This window comes from Chromobacterium sp. IIBBL 290-4 (assembly GCF_024207115.1).
Classification (GTDB): Bacteria; Pseudomonadota; Gammaproteobacteria; order Burkholderiales; family Chromobacteriaceae; genus Chromobacterium.
Genome location: NZ_CP100128.1, coordinates 2,946,858 through 2,962,158 on the forward strand (window position 1 = coordinate 2,946,858; position 15,301 = coordinate 2,962,158).

Here is a 15,301-nt window from a genome sequence, read left to right on the forward strand (position 1 = left end):
GGAGTATAGAAATCGCATTGGCATGATGAAAGCCGCCCGCCGGATTCTATCCTAAGCAGGCGGCGCTGGCGTTCAGCGGCCGTTGTCCAGGGCCAGGCGGGCGGCCAGCAGACCGAACACGCCGCTCATCAGCTTTCTTTGCGCGCCTAGCCAGCGCGGGCTGCGCGCCAGATTCCGGCTGATGGCGTGGGCGCCGATGACCACGGAGGCGTTGACGCTGAGGCTGATGGCGATTTGCATCGCGCCCAGTTGCAGCGTCTGGGCCAGCACGCCTTCGCTGCCGGCCTGGATGAATTGCGGCAGCAAGGCGAGATAGAACAAGGCGACCTTGGGATTGAGCAAGCTGGTCAGCAGGCCGTTGCCGAACAGCTTGAGGCGGGAGTGGCGCGCCATCCCGCGCGCGTCGGGCCGCAGGTCGTGGCGGCCGGTCCAGGCCTGCCAGGCCATCCAGCCCAGATAGCCGGCGCCGGCCCATTTCAAGGCGAGATAAGCCAGCGGCGCGGCGGCGAACAGCGCGCTCAAACCCAGCGCGGTGGCCAGCAGATGGCAGGCGAAGCCCGCCATCACGCCCAGCAGGGAAACGAGGCCGGCCAGCTTGCCTTGGCATAGGGTGCGCGACAGCAGGTAAATCATGTTGGGCCCCGGCGTCAGCGCCATCAGCAAGGCGGCTGCGGCGAAGGACAGGGCGGGGTGGATCGCGAGCATGGGCTTCTCCATGAAAACAGCCCCGCGCGGGGCGGGGCTGGTGTGGCGGGGTTTAGCGCAGCTGGTGCCAGAGGAAGGTGTATTCCATGGCGGCGATGCGCGCCTCCTCGTCGTAATTGGCCGCCGCGCCGTGGCCGCCTTCGGTGCGCTCGTAGTAACGCACATCGGCGCCTATCTTTTTCATCGCGGCGAACATCTTGCGGGCATGGCCGGGATGGACGCGGTCATCCAGCGTGGAGGTGACGAACAGCGTGGCCGGGTATTTGGCGCCCGGCTTGATGTTCTGATACGGCGAGTAGCGCTTGATGAAGGCCCAGTCTTCCGGCTTGTCCGGATTGCCGTATTCATCCATCCAGCTGGCGCCGGCCAAGAGCTTGTTGAAGCGCTTCATGTCCAGCAGCGGCACCTGGCAGACGATGGCGTTGAAGAGCTCCGGATACTTGGTCAGCATCACGCCCATCAGCAAGCCGCCGTTGCTGCCGCCCTTGATGCCCAGGTGGCGGGCATCGGCGATCTTGCGATGCGCCAGGTCCTTGGCGATGGAGGAGAAGTCGTCGTAGGCCTTCTGGCGCTTGTGCTTCAGCGCCGCGTCATGCCATTGCGGGCCGTATTCGCCGCCGCCGCGGATATTGGCCAGCACGTAGACGCCGCCTCTTTCCAGCCAGGCCTTGCCCATGGAGCCGCTGTAGTAAGGCGTCATCGACACTTCGAAGCCGCCGTAGCCGTAAAGCAGCGTCGGGTTTTTGCCGTCGAGCTTCAAGCCTTTTTTGCCGATTACGAAATAGGGGACGCGGGTGCCGTCGTTGGAGCGGGCGAAGTACTGGTGGATTTCCAGGCCGCTGGCGTTGAAGAAAGCCGGCTGCTGTTTCAGCGGTTCGCGCGCGTCGCTGCCGGCATGCGCCAGCGACAGCGTGGTGGGGGTCAGGAAGTCGGTGAAGGTGAAGAAGTAGTCGTCGGAGTTCTTGCTGTCCACCGCGCTGACGCCGATGCTGCCGTAAGAGGGCGCGTCCACCTTGCGCGACTGCCATTTGCCGTCCACCACTTTCCACTCTTGCAGCCGGCTCTTGACGTTGTCCATGATGTTCAGGATCAACGTGTCGCGGGTGGAGGCGGAGCCTTCGCCCAGCGAGGTGGTGGCGGTGGGCAGGAACAGCGGAACGAAATCGCGCTTGCCTTGCTGATAGTCGGCCAGCTTGATGGCCAGCAGGCTGCCCGGTTTCCAGTTATGGCCGCCGGTCTTCCATTCCTGGCGCGGCTTCAGCAGCAGCCAGTCGCCGAAGAAGTCCGTTTCGACATGGCCGGGCTTGTCCAGTTTTTTCCAGTCTTCGCCTTGGCGCAGGTACAGCTCGTTGGTGAAGAAGCTGCTGCCTTGCTGGATGTAGTCGTACTCGCGGCCTTGGGTCAGCACATGGCTGGCGCCCACCGAGATATCGGTGGCTTCGCCGGCGAACAGCTGCTTGGCGTCGGCCAGCGGCTGGCCGCGCTTCCATTCTTTGACGATGCGCGGGTAGCCTGAATTCGTCAGCGAGCCGGGGCCGAAGTCGGTGCTGATGTAGACGGTGTCGCGGTCTTTCCAGTCCACCTGGCTCTTGGCTTCCGGCGCGACGAAGCCATCGCCGATGAAGCGTTTGCCGGCCAGATCGAATTCCCGCACTACGGCGGCGTCGCCGCCGCCGCGGCTCAGGCGGATCAGGCAGCGGTCTTCTTGCGGCTCGACGCAGTTGGCGCCTTGCCATACCCAGTTTTCTTTTTCATCTTTGGCCAGCTGGTCCAGGTCGAGCACGGTTTCCCATTGCGGCGCGGCCTTGCGGTATTCGTCCAGCGTGGTGCTGCGCCACACGCCGCGGGTATGGGTCGCGTCGCGCCAGAAATTGTAATAGCGGTCGCCGATTTTCTGGATGCCCGGAATCTTGGCGCTGGAGTTGAGGATGGACAGGATGTCCTGGCGCAGATCGGAGAAGTGCTTCCAGCTTTCCAGTTCTTGCGTGGTGGCGGCGTTCTGCTGCTTCACCCATTGCAGCGCATCTTTTCCTTGAATCGATTCCAGCCACAGATTCGGGTCTTCCGCCGCGTGGGCCTGCGCGGCCAGGGCGGCGGCGCCGAGCGCCAGCAAACTGCTTTTCATGATGCTTCTCCTTGCGCGGTCCTGGGCCGCTTGCGCCGGCGCCGGATCGTCTGATTGGTTCGCGGTATGTAGACGCCAGACTCTAACGCGAAATAAATTAACTTGTCATTATTTTTGGCGCAAAAAAGCCCCGGCATGGCCGGGGCGGATGCGAGGGAGGGGCGATGCCCGCCGCTTACAGCGTGGGGTAGTCGGTATAGCCTTCCGCGCCGCCGCCGTAGAAGCTGGCCAGCTTGGGCTCGTTCAGCGGCGCGCCTTGCTTCAGCCGCTCCACCAGATCCGGATTGGAGATGAAGCTGCGGCCGAAGGCGGCGGCGTCGATGAAGCCTTGCTTGATCAAGGTTTCCGCCTTCTCGGCGGTATAGGCGCCGGCGCCGATGATCACGCCGGGATAGCGCTTGCGCAGCTCGGTGCGGAAGGCGTCATCCAGCTTGGGGCCGCCGGCCCAGTCGGGTTCGGAAATGTGCAGGAAGGCCAGCTTGCGCTTGGCCAGCTGTTCGGCCAGGTACAGCGCCATGTCCAGCTGGTCGGTATTGCTCACGCCATTGAAGATGCCCAGCGGCGAGATGCGGATGCCGACGTGATCGGCATCCCATTCGCCGACCACCGCGTCCACCACTTCCAGCAGGAAGCGGGCGCGGTTTTCCACGCTGCCGCCGTATTGGTCGGTGCGGACGTTGGCGGCCGGGGACAGGAATTGATCGATCAGATAGCCGTGGGCGCCGTGGATTTCCACCAGGTCGAAACCGGCGCGGCGGGCGTTGTCGGTGGCGCGGCGGTAGTCCTCGATGATGTCGGCGATTTCCTCGGTTTCCAGCGCGCGCGGGGTATCGCACTGTTCGCGCACCAGGCTGCCGTCGGCGGCGCGGATATTGGTGCGGCTGTCGGCCTGGATGGCGGACGGGCCGACCGGCGCGTCGCCATTCGGTTGCAGCGAGCGATGGGAAATGCGGCCGGTATGCCACAGCTGCAGCGAGATTTTGCCGCCGGCTTGATGCACGGCGCCGGTCACTTCGCTCCAGGCGCGGACTTGCTCCTCGCTATAGATGCCGGGCGCGCCGGCATAACCCTTGGCGGTGGGCGAGATATGGGTGCCTTCGGCCACGATCAGGCCGGCGCTGGCGCGCTGGCGGTAGTATTCCTTGGCCAGCGGGCCGGGCACATCGCCCGGCTCGGTATTGCGCAGGCGGGTCAGCGGGGCCATCGCCACGCGGTTGGCCAGGGTGGCGGCGCCCATTTGCAGCGGGGTGAACAGTTTGTCGGCTTGCATAGCGGTTTCCTTGATGAATTTACAGATCGAAGCCAAAACCCTGGCTGCGCGCGACCGGCGCGACCTTGGGGAAGTACACGTGTTGATAGTAATTGGCGGTATTGGCCGACCAGGGCTGGCCATCGGGGCGGCCGATGTGCTGCCAATATTGTGTCAGCGTTTTGTCATAACTGGCGATGTGCGCGCTTAATTCTCCGGCCTGGTAGCGTTCTTGGTGGACGAAGGTGGCGCGCGGCAGGCGCGGCTTCAGGCTGCCATCCTGATCGATATGGCCGATCACCATGCCGGCGACGGGGAAGGTCAGCTCCGGCAATGCCAGCAGATCTATCATCGCTTGCGGATCGCGGCGGATGCCGCCGATCGGCACCACGCCCAGGCCGGCCGAGCGGGCCGCGGTCATCATATTGCCCAGCGCGATGCCGGCGTCCACCGCGCCGACCGCGAAGGCCTCGACGCTGGTGTGGACGCGCTGTTCCAGCCCGGCCATTTCCACGCCGACGCGGGTTTTATGGAAGTCGATCACCGCGACGATGAAGACCGGGGCCTGGGCGATCCACGGCTGGCCGCCGGCGATCTCGGCGATGCGGCGGCGGCGTTCGGCGTCCTGCACCACTACCAGCGAGACTTGCTGGCCATTGATGGATGTCGGGCCTTTCCAGCCGGCGTCGAGGATGGCGTCCAGCACTTCGGGCGCCACCGGTTTGTCCTGATAGCTGCGCACGCTGTGGTGCTGCTGCATCAGACGCAATGTTTCATTCATGATGCGCTCCATTTTGAGTAGACCAGTCGTCTAGTAATGGTTTCAATAAAACCCGCCATTCGGCGGGCATGAATTCAGTGTTTGCAAGCGGCGCTGTCGGCTGCCACCAGCATGGTTTCCGTCAGGCGCAGGGCGTTGAGCATGGGCTCGGACGAGCGTTGCACCTTGTACAGCAAAGCGCTGCCCACCCACAGGCTGTACAAGCTGGCGGCCAGGGTATCCGGCGCCAGGGTGGGGCAGAGGCTGCCTTCGGTCTGGCCGCGCTTGATCGCATCCGCCAGTCGGACGATGACGCGGCCCATGCCCTCGGCCAGCGCGTCGCGCATCGGCTCGGACAGGTCGGACACTTCCGCCGCCAGTTTCACCGCCAGGCAGGTGTGGCTGGCGCCGTCGCATTGATGACGCTCCACCCAGCCATCGAAATAACGCAGCAGGCAATCCCGCGCCTGGCCATGGTCGGCGCGCAGCAACAACACCAGCTTTTCGTCGTAATTGAGGAAATAACGGCGCAGCAATTCCACGCCATAGCCTTCTTTGGACGCAAAGTAATGGTAGAACGAGCCCTTGGGCACGCCGGCGCAAGACAGGATTTCCGCCAGCCCGACGGCGGCGAAGCCCTTGCCCAGAATGATGTTTTCGCCGATGGCCAGCAAGTGCTCGCGGGTGTCGGCTGAATGATTGGCGCGTGACATGGCTTGAATACTACTAGACCAGTCGTCTAGTTTCAAGAAAATTATCAGCTCCTAGCCTTGTGACTGTTGTGGCGCTGATCTAAAAAACAGCTCAGTACCCGCGTGGATTGGGCTTTGGCTGCGCTTTGCAACGATGGCATGCGGCGTGTCGCAAACCAGCCGGAGCCGGCCTGGCATCAGCATGTTTGAGCTTGGGAGGTCAAAGTGGACGATCGTGAAACCTTGCAGGATGACGGGCGCCGCCGCGCCTTGGGCTGTCTGGCGGGCTGGGCCGGCGCGGCCGTGGTGTGGACGATGTCCGGCGGCGTGCCGGTGGCGCGGGCGGCAGGCGCCTCCGGCATGCCGGGCGGAGGCTTGTTCTTTGTCCAGATCAGCGACACCCATCTGGGCTTCCACCGGGCGGCCAATCCGGATGTGGCGGGCAGTTTCCGCCGCGCCATCGCCGACATCAATGCTTTGCCCGCGCCGCCGGCCTTTGTGGTGCATACCGGCGATGTCAGCCATTTGTCCAAGCCTGAAGAGTTCGACCTGGCGCGGCAGATGTTCAAGGACATCAAGACCGAGCGGGTGCACACCATACCGGGCGAGCACGACGCGATAGACGACGGCGTCAGCGGCTATCTCAAGTTCTTTGATCATGAGGGCAAAGGCAAGGCCTGGTATAGCTTCGATCAGGGCGGGGTGCATTTCATCGCGCTCAACAATGTGCTGAACTTCGCCATGGGCAAGCTGGCGGCCTTGGGCGAGGAGCAACTGGCCTGGGCGAAGCGCGATCTGGCCGGCGTGGCGCATTCCACGCCCATCGTGGTGCTGGCGCACATTCCGCTGTGGACCTTGTACGAGCAATGGGGCTGGGGCACGGCGGACGCGGACCAATTGATGGCGCTATTGCGGCCTTTCGGCTCGGTGACGGTGTTGAACGGCCATATCCACCAGATACTGCAAAAGGTTGAGGGCCATGTGGCGTTTCACACGGCTCGTTCGCTGGCCTATCCTTTGCCTACGCCAGGACAGGCGGGCGTCGGCGAGCCGGGGCCGGTGACTGTGCCGGCGGGCGAGCTGGGCAAGCTGCTGGGCATCCGCCAGCTCAATATCGTGCCCGGAAGCGGCGAACTGGCGCTGGTGGATACGCCGCTGGATCATTGAAAAGGGGGATTCATGCTCAAGGCCGCTTGTTGGATGGCCGGCGCGCTGCTGATGGCGGCGCTGTCGGCCCAAGGGGCGGATGGCGGCCATACCGTCGCCATCAGCAAATTCGCGTTTCAGCCCAAGGAATTGACCGTCGCGCCCGGCGCCAAGGTGGTGTGGGTGAATCAGGACGAGACGCCGCACACCGTCACCAGCCGCAGCAAGGCTTTCGCTTCGAAGGCGCTGGATACCGACGACAAGTTCGAGCATGTGTTCGAAGCCGAAGGCGATTATCCCTATTACTGCGTGGTCCATCCCTTCATGGGCGGCGTCATTCATGTGCGCAAGCCCTAGCGGGCGGGCGTAGCCTCCGCCTGGCGGTCCAAGCGCTTGCCATGCGCCAGTTCGGCGGCGATTTCGCAGGAGCGCAGGCGGTCGGAGATGCTGTGGCAATCAGTGGACAGCATGATCTCATCCACGCCAGTGCGCTCGACGAAACGCTCCAGCGCGGCGCGCACTTGTTGCGGGCCGCCGATAATGGCCTCGCCCAGCCATTCATTGCGGACGGTGAACTCCTCGCGGGGCGTCCACAAGCCAGCCATGCTTTCCACCGGCGGCTTGAGCGGCAGCCGCTGGCCGCGGATCAAGGCCAGGAATTTCTGCATCGGCGTGGTGGCTAGCTGCTGCGCCCTCTCATCGCTGTCGGCGGCGATCAAGGGAATGCAGGCGATGGCGTAGGGCCGCTCCAGCACGGCGGAAGGCTGGAAGCGGTGGCGATACAACTGCAGCGCCTCGTCCAGATGCGTCGGCGCGAAGTGCGCGGCAAAGGCGAAGGGCAGGCCCAATTGCGCGGCCAGCTGCGCGCTGAACAGGCTGGAGCCCAGCAGCCACACCGGCACTTCGGTGCCGCCGCCGGGGATGGCGCGCACCGCTTGGCCTGGCTGTTCCGGGGCCAGGTAGCCGCGCAGCTCGCCTACTTGCTGCGGAAAGTCGTCGCCGTTCATCCGGTCGCGGCGCAGCGCGCGAGCGGTCAGCGGGTCGGTGCCGGGCGCGCGGCCCAGGCCCAGATCTATCCGGCCGGGAAACAGGGTGGCCAGGGTGCCGAACTGTTCCGCCACCACCAAGGGCGCGTGGTTGGGCAGCATGATGCCGCCGGAACCCACGCGTATGTTTCGAGTGTGGGCGGCGATGTGGCCGATCAGCACCGCGGTGGCGGAGCTGGCCACGCCGGGCATATTGTGATGCTCGGCCACCCAGAAGCGGGTGAAACCCAGTTTTTCGACGTGTTGGGCCAGCTGCACGCTGTGGCTCAGCGCTTGGGCGGCGTCGCCGCCTTCCACGATGGGCGCCAGGTCCAGCATGGACAATTTGATCTGGGAAAGCGGGCTCATGCGCGCTCCGATTAAGAATAAAGTGCCGTCCATTATCGATCCGGCTTATCTCATCTGCCAGCCCGTTCGCTTGAACGGATTGTTAAGAAAAACGCTACGCCGTTTCCATCGCCGCCAGGGTCTTGAACAGGATGGCCGTCGCTTCGGCGACGCTGCCATCCGGACGCAGCGCAAAGCCGGGGATGCGTCCGGCAGGCTGGTAATCCAGGGATAAATATAAGGGCTCAGCCTTGTCGCCGCTGGCGGTGTCCAGCGTCAGCAGCGTGCGTTTTCTGCGTCTAGCCTGTTCTTCGATCTCGCGCATCAGCGCGCGGGCGATGCCTTGGCGGCGGTGGTCGGGATGCACCAAAAGCTTGCATACCTCGGCGCGGTGCGGTTGATTGGGCGGCGTGTCGCAATCCAGCTGCGCGCTGCCGGCCAGCTCGCCATCCACTATGGCGGCCAGCAGCACGCGGTGGCCGCTGGCGACGCCGGGCAAGGCTTTGTCGCGCCAGAAGGCGGCGGCCTGTTCTAAGGTAAACGGCAGCACGAAATGGATGCTGGCGCCGTCCAGCACGCAATCGTGCAGCAGTTCGGCCAGCTCCGGCAGCCAGGATTCGGCGGCGGCGGCGTCGAGCGAGAGTATTTCCAGTCGCATCATCTTGTTCCTCTATCTTTGTCGCTTGGCGATGCCGAATGAGCAAGCAAGAAACAGGCCCGGATTTCCGGGCCTGTCGCCGTGCGCATGCCGGCGCTGCCGGGATCAAGGATCCGGCGGCCTGGACAGCGGCTGTGCGTCCGGGATGTCCGGCGCGCCGCGCTGAACTTCCATCTTGGCTATCACCGGAGCGGCTTCCGGCCGCCAGCTGTTGCCGCCTTTCTTCACCGGCGGCAGGGCCGGGCGCGAAGGCGGCCGCCAGGGCTGGGCGGGCGTGGCCTGATGGACGATGGGCCGGGTCGGCAAAATGGCGGCCGGCTGCTTGGCGATAGCCGGCGAGGGCGCCTGCGCCGGCCATAGCCGCCAGGCCGCGCCGCCGGCCGCCGCCGCCGCGGTCAATAGCAGGGCGGCAGCCCAGGCGCGGCGCGGGGTCACCAGCTCACCTGGTCGTTCAGGTTGAGGCTGCCGCTGGCCGGCGTCTGCAGGCTGTGGTTGCCGGACAGGTTTTCCCAAGTCACGCTGCCGTCGGCGTTCTTGCGGTAGTACTTGTAGGCGATCTGTTGGCCGGCCGGCAGGTTGACGCCGTTTTGCCACGCTGGATAGGCGGCCGCGTCCAGCGGAAGACCGAGGTCGGTGTTCCAGTTGCCCAGCGCGCGCGCGTTGCCGGTGATGTAGAGCTGCTGGCCCCATTGCGTGCTGGCCGTCACGTTGATGCCGACCGGCGCTTCGCCGGCGTTAGGCGCGGCGCGACAGTTGTTGTAGCGCGCGCACACCACTTGCGGGATGTCGACCACCTTGCCGGCGTTGATCGAGGCCAGCAGGCTGATGTATTCGCCCATCGCCCAGTTCAGCGGCGCCATAGACTTGGTCGGCATGCCGGGCAGGTAGCCGGCCGGCGTGGTCACCGCCCAGCCATCCGGCAGCGTCGCGCTATTGGACCATACCTGCTCAGGCAGCATGCCTTCCGGCGTGGCCAGCAGCTTCAGCGTGGCGAAGTAGGGCTGGCCGGCGGCGGCGCTGCCCTGGCGGGCGATCTCGTACATGCCGCGTTCGGCGGTGAAGATCGGCCATAGCCGGCCGGCGCCGCTGCCGTTGAAATCGCTGCCGTCGTTGTGTTCGCCGTAGCCGTCGAAGTTGTAGCGGAACCAGGCGTTGACCGGCAGGGCGGGCGCGCCGGGCAGCGCCAGTTTCTGCCCCAGCACGCTGTCGAACACATTGATGGTGTTGACGATGGTGGGATCGTTGGCGCGCTTGACGCCCATGCGCACCAGCTCCAGGAAGCCGCCGTCCACCACGCGGCGGGCATCGTGGCTGCCGCCGCCATTCTTGATGGTCAGCGTTTGCGGCGTGTCCGGCCCGGCGGATGGGGCGAAGCTGGCGCGGTCTGTGCCGGAGCCGGCGCGGCTGGCCGGGTTGATGCGGACATAGTAGCTGCCATTGCCGAAGCTGCCGCTGCTGGTGTAGGTCCAGGCGGCGACGCTTTGCTGCCAGTAGTCCGCCGCGGCGAGATAACGGCCGGCGCTGGCGTCGTCGCCATTATTGCGGGCGATGTCGGCGGCGGCCACCAGGCCGGCGATCTCGGCGGCTATGGTGGACGGCGAGTAGCCTGAATTTTCCTCCCAGCGCTCTTGGTAGCTCCACGGGCCGGTGGAGACGATGTAATCGGCGGTCAGCTTGATCTTGGGCCACAGCGGATTGGATACGGCTGAACCCAGCCGCCAGGCCAGCAGAATGGGCATGGCTTGCTCGTCCATCTGCGTGCCTTGCCAGTACGGCCAGCCGCTGACCCAGGCGTTTTGCGGGAAGCGGCCGATGCGGCTGTAGCCGGCCGCGCAGCCGGCGGCGTTGTATTCCGCTGTGCCGCAATTGCTGTTTTGCTGCAGGGTATTGAACAGGTAGCCCACCACGCTGGCGGCGGTGGATTTGTCGCCGGCGGTGGTCAATGCGTTGGCGAACTTGAACAGGTCGCGCGGCCATACCAGGTGGTAGCCGCCCTGGTTGGCGTCGCCCTGGGTCTCGCCCCACGGCGTGCCTATGCCGGCGATCATCGCGCCGTTGCTCTTGTCCTGCATGGTCTTCAGCGTCATTGCCGCCAGATAGTAGCGGTCGTCGGCCAGGCCGCCCTGGGTAGACAGGCCGGCGGCGTAGGCATGCCAGGCGTTGTCGTACTGCTGCTGCGCGGCGCTCAGGTCCGATCCCAGCGAGGCGGCGGCGCTACCCACCGCGTCGGCCTGGCTGGCGCCGAAGCCTAAAGCCACGTCGAAGGACACGCTGGTGGCGGTCGGGTCGCCCAGGTCCAGCCAGCCGGTTTGCGCCACATTGCCATTGGTGGCGGAGCTGTAAGCCCAGTTCATGGTGTTGTCGCCGCTGCCTATCAAGTCAGTCCAGCCGTCGCTCTGGCCGACGAAGCCGTTGGACAGCATGGGCTGGCCGTTGACCACTTTCCACGGCTGGCTGGCCATCAGCGCCGAGGCGCGGCTGTTGTGGCTGGCGGTCAGCGCGTAACCGCCAGCGGCGGCCACGGTTTGCGCGCTGTTGCCGCTGCCGGCGTTGTCCAGATAGGGCTTGAACAGCACGTAGAGATTAAAGTCGCCGACGGTATGGCCGTTCAGCGCGGTGAAGGTGACGCGCTGGATCAGCGTGTCGTGATTGGGGTCGGCGAAGATGCGTTTGCTGATCTGCCAGTTGTGGCCGGCGTTGCCGGTGCTGGCGATCCAGCTCATGGTGCGCGTGTCGGTTTGCCCGGCGGAGTAGGCCTGGCGTTTCTCCTCGTCGACGAAGGTCTTGCCGGCGTCGCCGACCAGAAACTGCAAGTCCACCGATTCCGGCGTGTCCAGCACCGGGTAGTACACCTCGGATACGACGCCGCGGTAACCGGTGAAGTAGACCTTGGACGGGCTGCCGACGGCGGTGCCGAGAAAGGACTTGGCGGCGGGGCCGCGAACCGGGGTGTCGCCGGGGCTGCCGAAAGCTTCATCGGCATGCGACAGCGGGCTGAACAGGCTGGCGATCAAAAGGCCCAGCAGGGTAGGGCGCGTCAGGGTTGGGCAGGGCATGGTGTAGTCTCCGTTTGTAGTGGCGCTGCGTTTGACGGTCGTGTTTTACTCGCCGCCAATGTAGTTTTGCTACTAGTTATATCAAACAAATATCGAATGGCATGCTGGTATTCGAGTAGAAATTGAGGGTGTTGACGTCGAATAAGGCTTTCTGCCGCAAGTGGTGAGCGGGTGGTTGTAACTAAAAGACAACAGAACCGCCTTGGTTTGAGTAGTTTTCTGACATTGAACCAATAAAGATGTATTATTTTTACATCTTTAAGGCCGTCAGAGATTTCCGTCATGAGTCAGTCGAGGACTGGTTCGGAAGCGAGGCCTGTGCTCCCGGCGTCCCTACCTATGGGGTGAGACGGGGCTGGCTGGAGTCAGCTGGTGGTTTTTTTAGAGCTATAAAAATGTATTTTATAAACATCTTTAGGAGCCATCATGCTGAGCGAACAAACCCGTTCCCTGGTTAAAGCCACCGTACCCGTGCTGCAACAGCATGGCGTGACCTTGACCAGCCACTTTTATCGCCGCATGTTTCAGCACAACCCCGAGTTGAAGCATCTGTTCAATCAGGGACACCAGCATGCCGGCCAGCAACAGCAGGCATTGGCGATGGCGGTGTTGGCCTATGCCCAGCACATCGATGATCCGTCGCCGCTGCTGCCGGTATTGACCCGCGTGGCGAACAAGCATGTCAGCCTGGGCATTCGCGCCGAACATTACCCGATAGTCGGCAAGCACTTGCTGGCCTCCATTCGCGAGGTGCTGGGCGAAGCGACCGGCGATGATCTGATCCAGGCCTGGGCCGAGGCTTACGGTTTGCTGGCCGATACGCTAATCGGCATCGAAAACGACATGTACCGAGACAGCACAAACGCCGACGGCGGCTGGAGCGGCTGGCGTCCGTTCCGGGTGGTCAGGAAGGAGATGGAAAGCGAGGAAATCGCCTCTTTCTATCTGCAGCCCAGCGATGGCGGCGCCCTGCCGGGCTTCCGGCCGGGCCAGTATGTGTCGGTGCGCCGCTTCGTCGGCGAATGGGGTTTGAGTCAACCCCGGCAGTACAGCCTGTCCGATGCGCCCAATGGCGAGTACCTGCGCATTTCGGTGAAGCGCGAGGATGCTGCGGTGGGCAAGCCGGCGGGGAAGATGTCCAATCTGCTGCACCGCGAAGCCGAGGTGGGCGACGTGCTGGAGTTGAGCGCGCCGCAGGGCGATTTCTTCTTGCATGAAGACCGCGACACGCCGGTGGTGCTGATCAGCGCCGGCGTGGGGCAGACGCCGATGCAGTCCATGCTGGGCAAGCTGCTGCGGGGCAGCCGCCAAGTTCGTTTCCTGCATGCCGCTCGCCATGGCGGCGTTCACGCCATGGGCCGCCAAGTTCGACAGTTGGCCGAGCGTCATCCGCAACTGCAAGTGCATGTCAGTTATGAAATGCCGCGCAGCCAGGACGTGGCCGGCGTCGATTATCAGGCCCCGGGGCGCTTGGCTTTGGATCAGGTGAAGGAAATCGCCTTGCTGCCGGATGCCGATTACTACTTGTGCGGCCCCTTGGGCTTCATGCTGGAGCAGCGTGATTGCCTGAAGCGGCTGGGCGTGCCAGCCGGGCGCATCCACTATGAAGTGTTCGGCTCCAACCCCTTGGCCGACTAAGGGGGGATGATTGAGGCGGCGGCGCATCCGCGTTATGCTCCGCCGATCCTTTCTCTAGGCAGGCGCTACGATGCAACTGACCCGTTTCACCGACATCGGCCTCAGGGTGTTGATGTATCTGACTGCGCTGGCGCCGGGCCAGTTGGCCACCATTCCGGAAATCGCCGAGCGCTTCGAAATCTCGCGCAACCATCTGGTCAAAGTGGTGCATTTCATGGCGCAGCAAGGCTGGCTGGCCACCAGCCGCGGCAAGGGCGGCGGCCTGGCGCTGGCCAAGCCGCCGGAGCATTTCCGCCTGGGCGAGGTGGTGCGGACGCTGGAGGGCGCGATGGACTTGATCGATTGCGCCGAACCGCCTTGCGCGCTGCGCCAGGGCTGCCGTTTGAAAGGCGTGCTGGATGTGGCGCTGGCGGCATTTTTCCAGTCGTTGGATGGGCACACTTTGCGAGACATCGTCGCCAGTCCCACTGGCGAGGCCATCATTCGCCTGCATCGCGGCGCGATCTGAGCCGCGCTCGCCAAGGAGTCTTCATGGAATGGTTATCCGGCCTGCCCCGCGTGGCAGGCTTGTTTGTTTTGACGGCGCTGATGGAGATTGTCGGCTGCTATCTGCCCTGGCTGGTGCTGCGCGGAGGCAAACCGTGGTGGCTGCTGCTGCCCGCCGCCGGCGCTTTGGCCTTGTTCGCCTGGCTGTTGACCTTGCATCCCGCGGCGGCGGGGCGCGTATACGCGGCCTATGGCGGCGTGTATGTCAGCGTGGCGCTGCTGTGGCTATGGCTGGCGGACGGCATTCGGCCGGACCGCTGGGACGCGCTGGGCTGTGCGTTGGCGCTGGCGGGCATGCTGGTGATCATGTTCGCGCCGAGGGCGTGAGCTCAGCTAGTCCTTCTTCAGAAATTCACAGTATGATGCTTAAATGAATATGCTGTTTTCATTTTTCGCGAATGGGGAGAGAACATGTTGTTGGGTATCGTGCGCCATACGCCGTGGCCGGTTTTCGTGCTGTTTTTCGTTTTGCTGTCGCTAGGCCGCAAGCAGATGGAAACCCGCCAGCTTTCGCGCGGACGTTTGCTGTTGTTGCCGCTGGCGATGCTGGGCCTGTCGGCCTACGGCGTGCTGACGGAGTTTGGCCCGGCCGTGTTGCCGGTGGCGGGCTGGCTGGTGGGTTTGGCTTTGGCGCTGGCCATTGCCGGGCCTTGGATCGTCCCGGCTGGCGTGCGTTATCTGTCGGAGAGCCGCAGTTATGAGGTGCCGGGAAGCGGGCTGCCGCTGATCTTGATGATGGCGATTTTCTTCACCCATTATGCGGTCGCCGTTGCCATGGCGATGCGCTTGCCTTTGACAAGCGGCTCCGTGTTTCCCGGTTTGATAGGCTTGGCTTATGGCGTGCTGTCCGGACTGGTGGCCGCGCGCGCTCAGGCGATTTTTCGCGGCGCGGCGCGGGCCGATGGCGCGCCCGCTTCTGTTTGATGACGGGCGCGGACAGGGCGGCGCGCCAGGCATAGTCCCAGCGCGACCAGCCCTAGCCCCGCCAGCAGCGTTGCGCCGCTTTTGCCGCGGTGATCCAGTTGGTCTAGCCACGCGCCGCATGCGAGTTGGCCGCTAATCACCAGCAGCGTGGTTTTCATCGCGCCCAGCCGGGGCAGCACCAGGCTGTTGATAGCCACGAAGCCCGCGCCGATCATTCCGCCCATCCAGGCCTGCCAGGGCGCGTGCTGAGGCCAGCGCAGCGAGGCGAGGCCGGCTAGCAAGATCATGCTCAGGAATAAGCAGCCTCCCAAGTGGTTCCAGAACGAGGCGGCCAACGCCCCGCGTTTTTTTCCAAGCTGGCCATTGATGGCGCGGCTGCCTGCGATGCAAAGGCCGTTGATCACGGCCAGGCCTAAGTCCATCCACATG

Annotated in this window: 16 protein-coding genes; 6 read left to right on the forward strand and 10 right to left on the reverse strand. The window is 64.3% G+C overall.

All coding sequences use genetic code 11. The features are described from left to right. Window positions 1-72: 72 nt before the first annotated feature. The 5 genes from NKT35_RS13750 to NKT35_RS13770 form a co-directional block, all read right to left on the reverse strand. Window positions 73-705, reverse strand: a complete 633-nt coding sequence (locus NKT35_RS13750) for a LysE family translocator (RefSeq protein WP_254293847.1) — start codon at window positions 703-705, stop codon at window positions 73-75. Window positions 706-757: 52 nt separating this feature from the next. After that, entirely contained in the window at window positions 758-2,830 is a 2,073-nt protein-coding gene (locus NKT35_RS13755; RefSeq protein ID WP_254293849.1) for a prolyl oligopeptidase family serine peptidase, read from the reverse strand. Between the two features lie 175 nt (window positions 2,831-3,005). Beyond that, window positions 3,006-4,100, reverse strand: coding sequence for an alkene reductase (locus NKT35_RS13760; RefSeq protein WP_254293851.1), 1,095 nt, complete (start codon window positions 4,098-4,100; stop codon window positions 3,006-3,008). Window positions 4,101-4,119: 19 nt separating this feature from the next. Beyond that, window positions 4,120-4,860 (reverse strand): NADPH-dependent oxidoreductase, encoded by a 741-nt coding sequence (locus NKT35_RS13765; RefSeq protein WP_254293853.1) that lies wholly within the window; start codon window positions 4,858-4,860, stop codon window positions 4,120-4,122. 74 nt (window positions 4,861-4,934) lie between these two features. Next, window positions 4,935-5,552, reverse strand: coding sequence for a TetR/AcrR family transcriptional regulator (locus NKT35_RS13770; protein ID WP_254293856.1), 618 nt, complete (start codon window positions 5,550-5,552; stop codon window positions 4,935-4,937). 204 nt (window positions 5,553-5,756) lie between these two features. Here NKT35_RS13770 and NKT35_RS13775 point away from each other — a divergent pair, with 204 nt between their 5' ends. Both NKT35_RS13775 and NKT35_RS13780 read left to right on the forward strand, forming a co-directional pair. Continuing rightward, complete coding sequence (locus NKT35_RS13775; RefSeq protein WP_254293858.1) at window positions 5,757-6,698, forward strand: metallophosphoesterase family protein; 942 nt, start codon at window positions 5,757-5,759, stop codon at window positions 6,696-6,698. Window positions 6,699-6,710: 12 nt separating this feature from the next. Next, the gene (locus tag NKT35_RS13780) at window positions 6,711-7,034 is read left to right on the forward strand and encodes a cupredoxin domain-containing protein (RefSeq protein WP_254293859.1); all 324 of its coding nucleotides are present in this window, start codon (window positions 6,711-6,713) and stop codon (window positions 7,032-7,034) included. Here the strand turns inward: NKT35_RS13780 and NKT35_RS13785 are convergent. The 4 genes from NKT35_RS13785 to NKT35_RS13800 form a co-directional block, all read right to left on the reverse strand. Then, on the reverse strand, window positions 7,031-8,071 hold the full coding sequence (locus NKT35_RS13785) for an LLM class flavin-dependent oxidoreductase (protein ID WP_254293861.1): 1,041 nt from the start codon (window positions 8,069-8,071) through the stop codon (window positions 7,031-7,033). The two genes, NKT35_RS13780 and NKT35_RS13785, sit on opposite strands and share 4 nt — an antisense overlap. Window positions 8,072-8,165: 94 nt before the next feature. After that, window positions 8,166-8,711 carry a GNAT family N-acetyltransferase gene (locus NKT35_RS13790; protein ID WP_254293863.1) on the reverse strand — a complete coding sequence of 182 codons (546 nt, stop codon included), beginning with the start codon at window positions 8,709-8,711 and terminating at the stop codon, window positions 8,166-8,168. 102 nt (window positions 8,712-8,813) lie between these two features. Next, complete coding sequence (locus NKT35_RS13795; RefSeq protein WP_254293866.1) at window positions 8,814-9,143, reverse strand: hypothetical protein; 330 nt, start codon at window positions 9,141-9,143, stop codon at window positions 8,814-8,816. Beyond that, entirely contained in the window at window positions 9,140-11,764 is a 2,625-nt protein-coding gene (locus NKT35_RS13800; RefSeq protein WP_254293868.1) for a glycoside hydrolase family 15 protein, read from the reverse strand. Before NKT35_RS13800 ends, NKT35_RS13795 begins: the two co-directional genes overlap by 4 nt. A 426-nt stretch (window positions 11,765-12,190) precedes the next feature. On the opposite strand from NKT35_RS13800, the gene hmpA reads away from it, so the two are divergent. The 4 genes from hmpA to NKT35_RS13820 all read left to right on the forward strand — a co-directional run bounded on the left by hmpA (window position 12,191) and on the right by NKT35_RS13820 (window position 14,872). Next, the gene (hmpA, locus tag NKT35_RS13805; RefSeq protein WP_254293870.1) at window positions 12,191-13,402 is read left to right on the forward strand and encodes an NO-inducible flavohemoprotein; all 1,212 of its coding nucleotides are present in this window, start codon (window positions 12,191-12,193) and stop codon (window positions 13,400-13,402) included. A 70-nt stretch (window positions 13,403-13,472) separates the two neighbouring features. After that, window positions 13,473-13,910: an Rrf2 family transcriptional regulator gene (locus NKT35_RS13810; protein WP_254293872.1), complete on the forward strand. Its 438-nt coding sequence runs from the start codon at window positions 13,473-13,475 to the stop codon at window positions 13,908-13,910. A 23-nt stretch (window positions 13,911-13,933) separates the two neighbouring features. After that, window positions 13,934-14,275 carry a YnfA family protein gene (locus NKT35_RS13815; protein WP_254293873.1) on the forward strand — a complete coding sequence of 114 codons (342 nt, stop codon included), beginning with the start codon at window positions 13,934-13,936 and terminating at the stop codon, window positions 14,273-14,275. A gap of 84 nt (window positions 14,276-14,359) precedes the next feature. Continuing rightward, a complete protein-coding gene (locus NKT35_RS13820) occupies window positions 14,360-14,872 on the forward strand; it encodes a DUF6622 family protein (protein ID WP_254293875.1) in 513 nt (170 codons plus the stop codon). Here the strand turns inward: NKT35_RS13820 and NKT35_RS13825 are convergent. Beyond that, complete coding sequence (locus NKT35_RS13825) at window positions 14,818-15,300, reverse strand: DMT family transporter (protein ID WP_254293877.1); 483 nt, start codon at window positions 15,298-15,300, stop codon at window positions 14,818-14,820. The genes NKT35_RS13820 and NKT35_RS13825 overlap by 55 nt on opposite strands. Window position 15,301 lies beyond the last annotated feature (1 nt).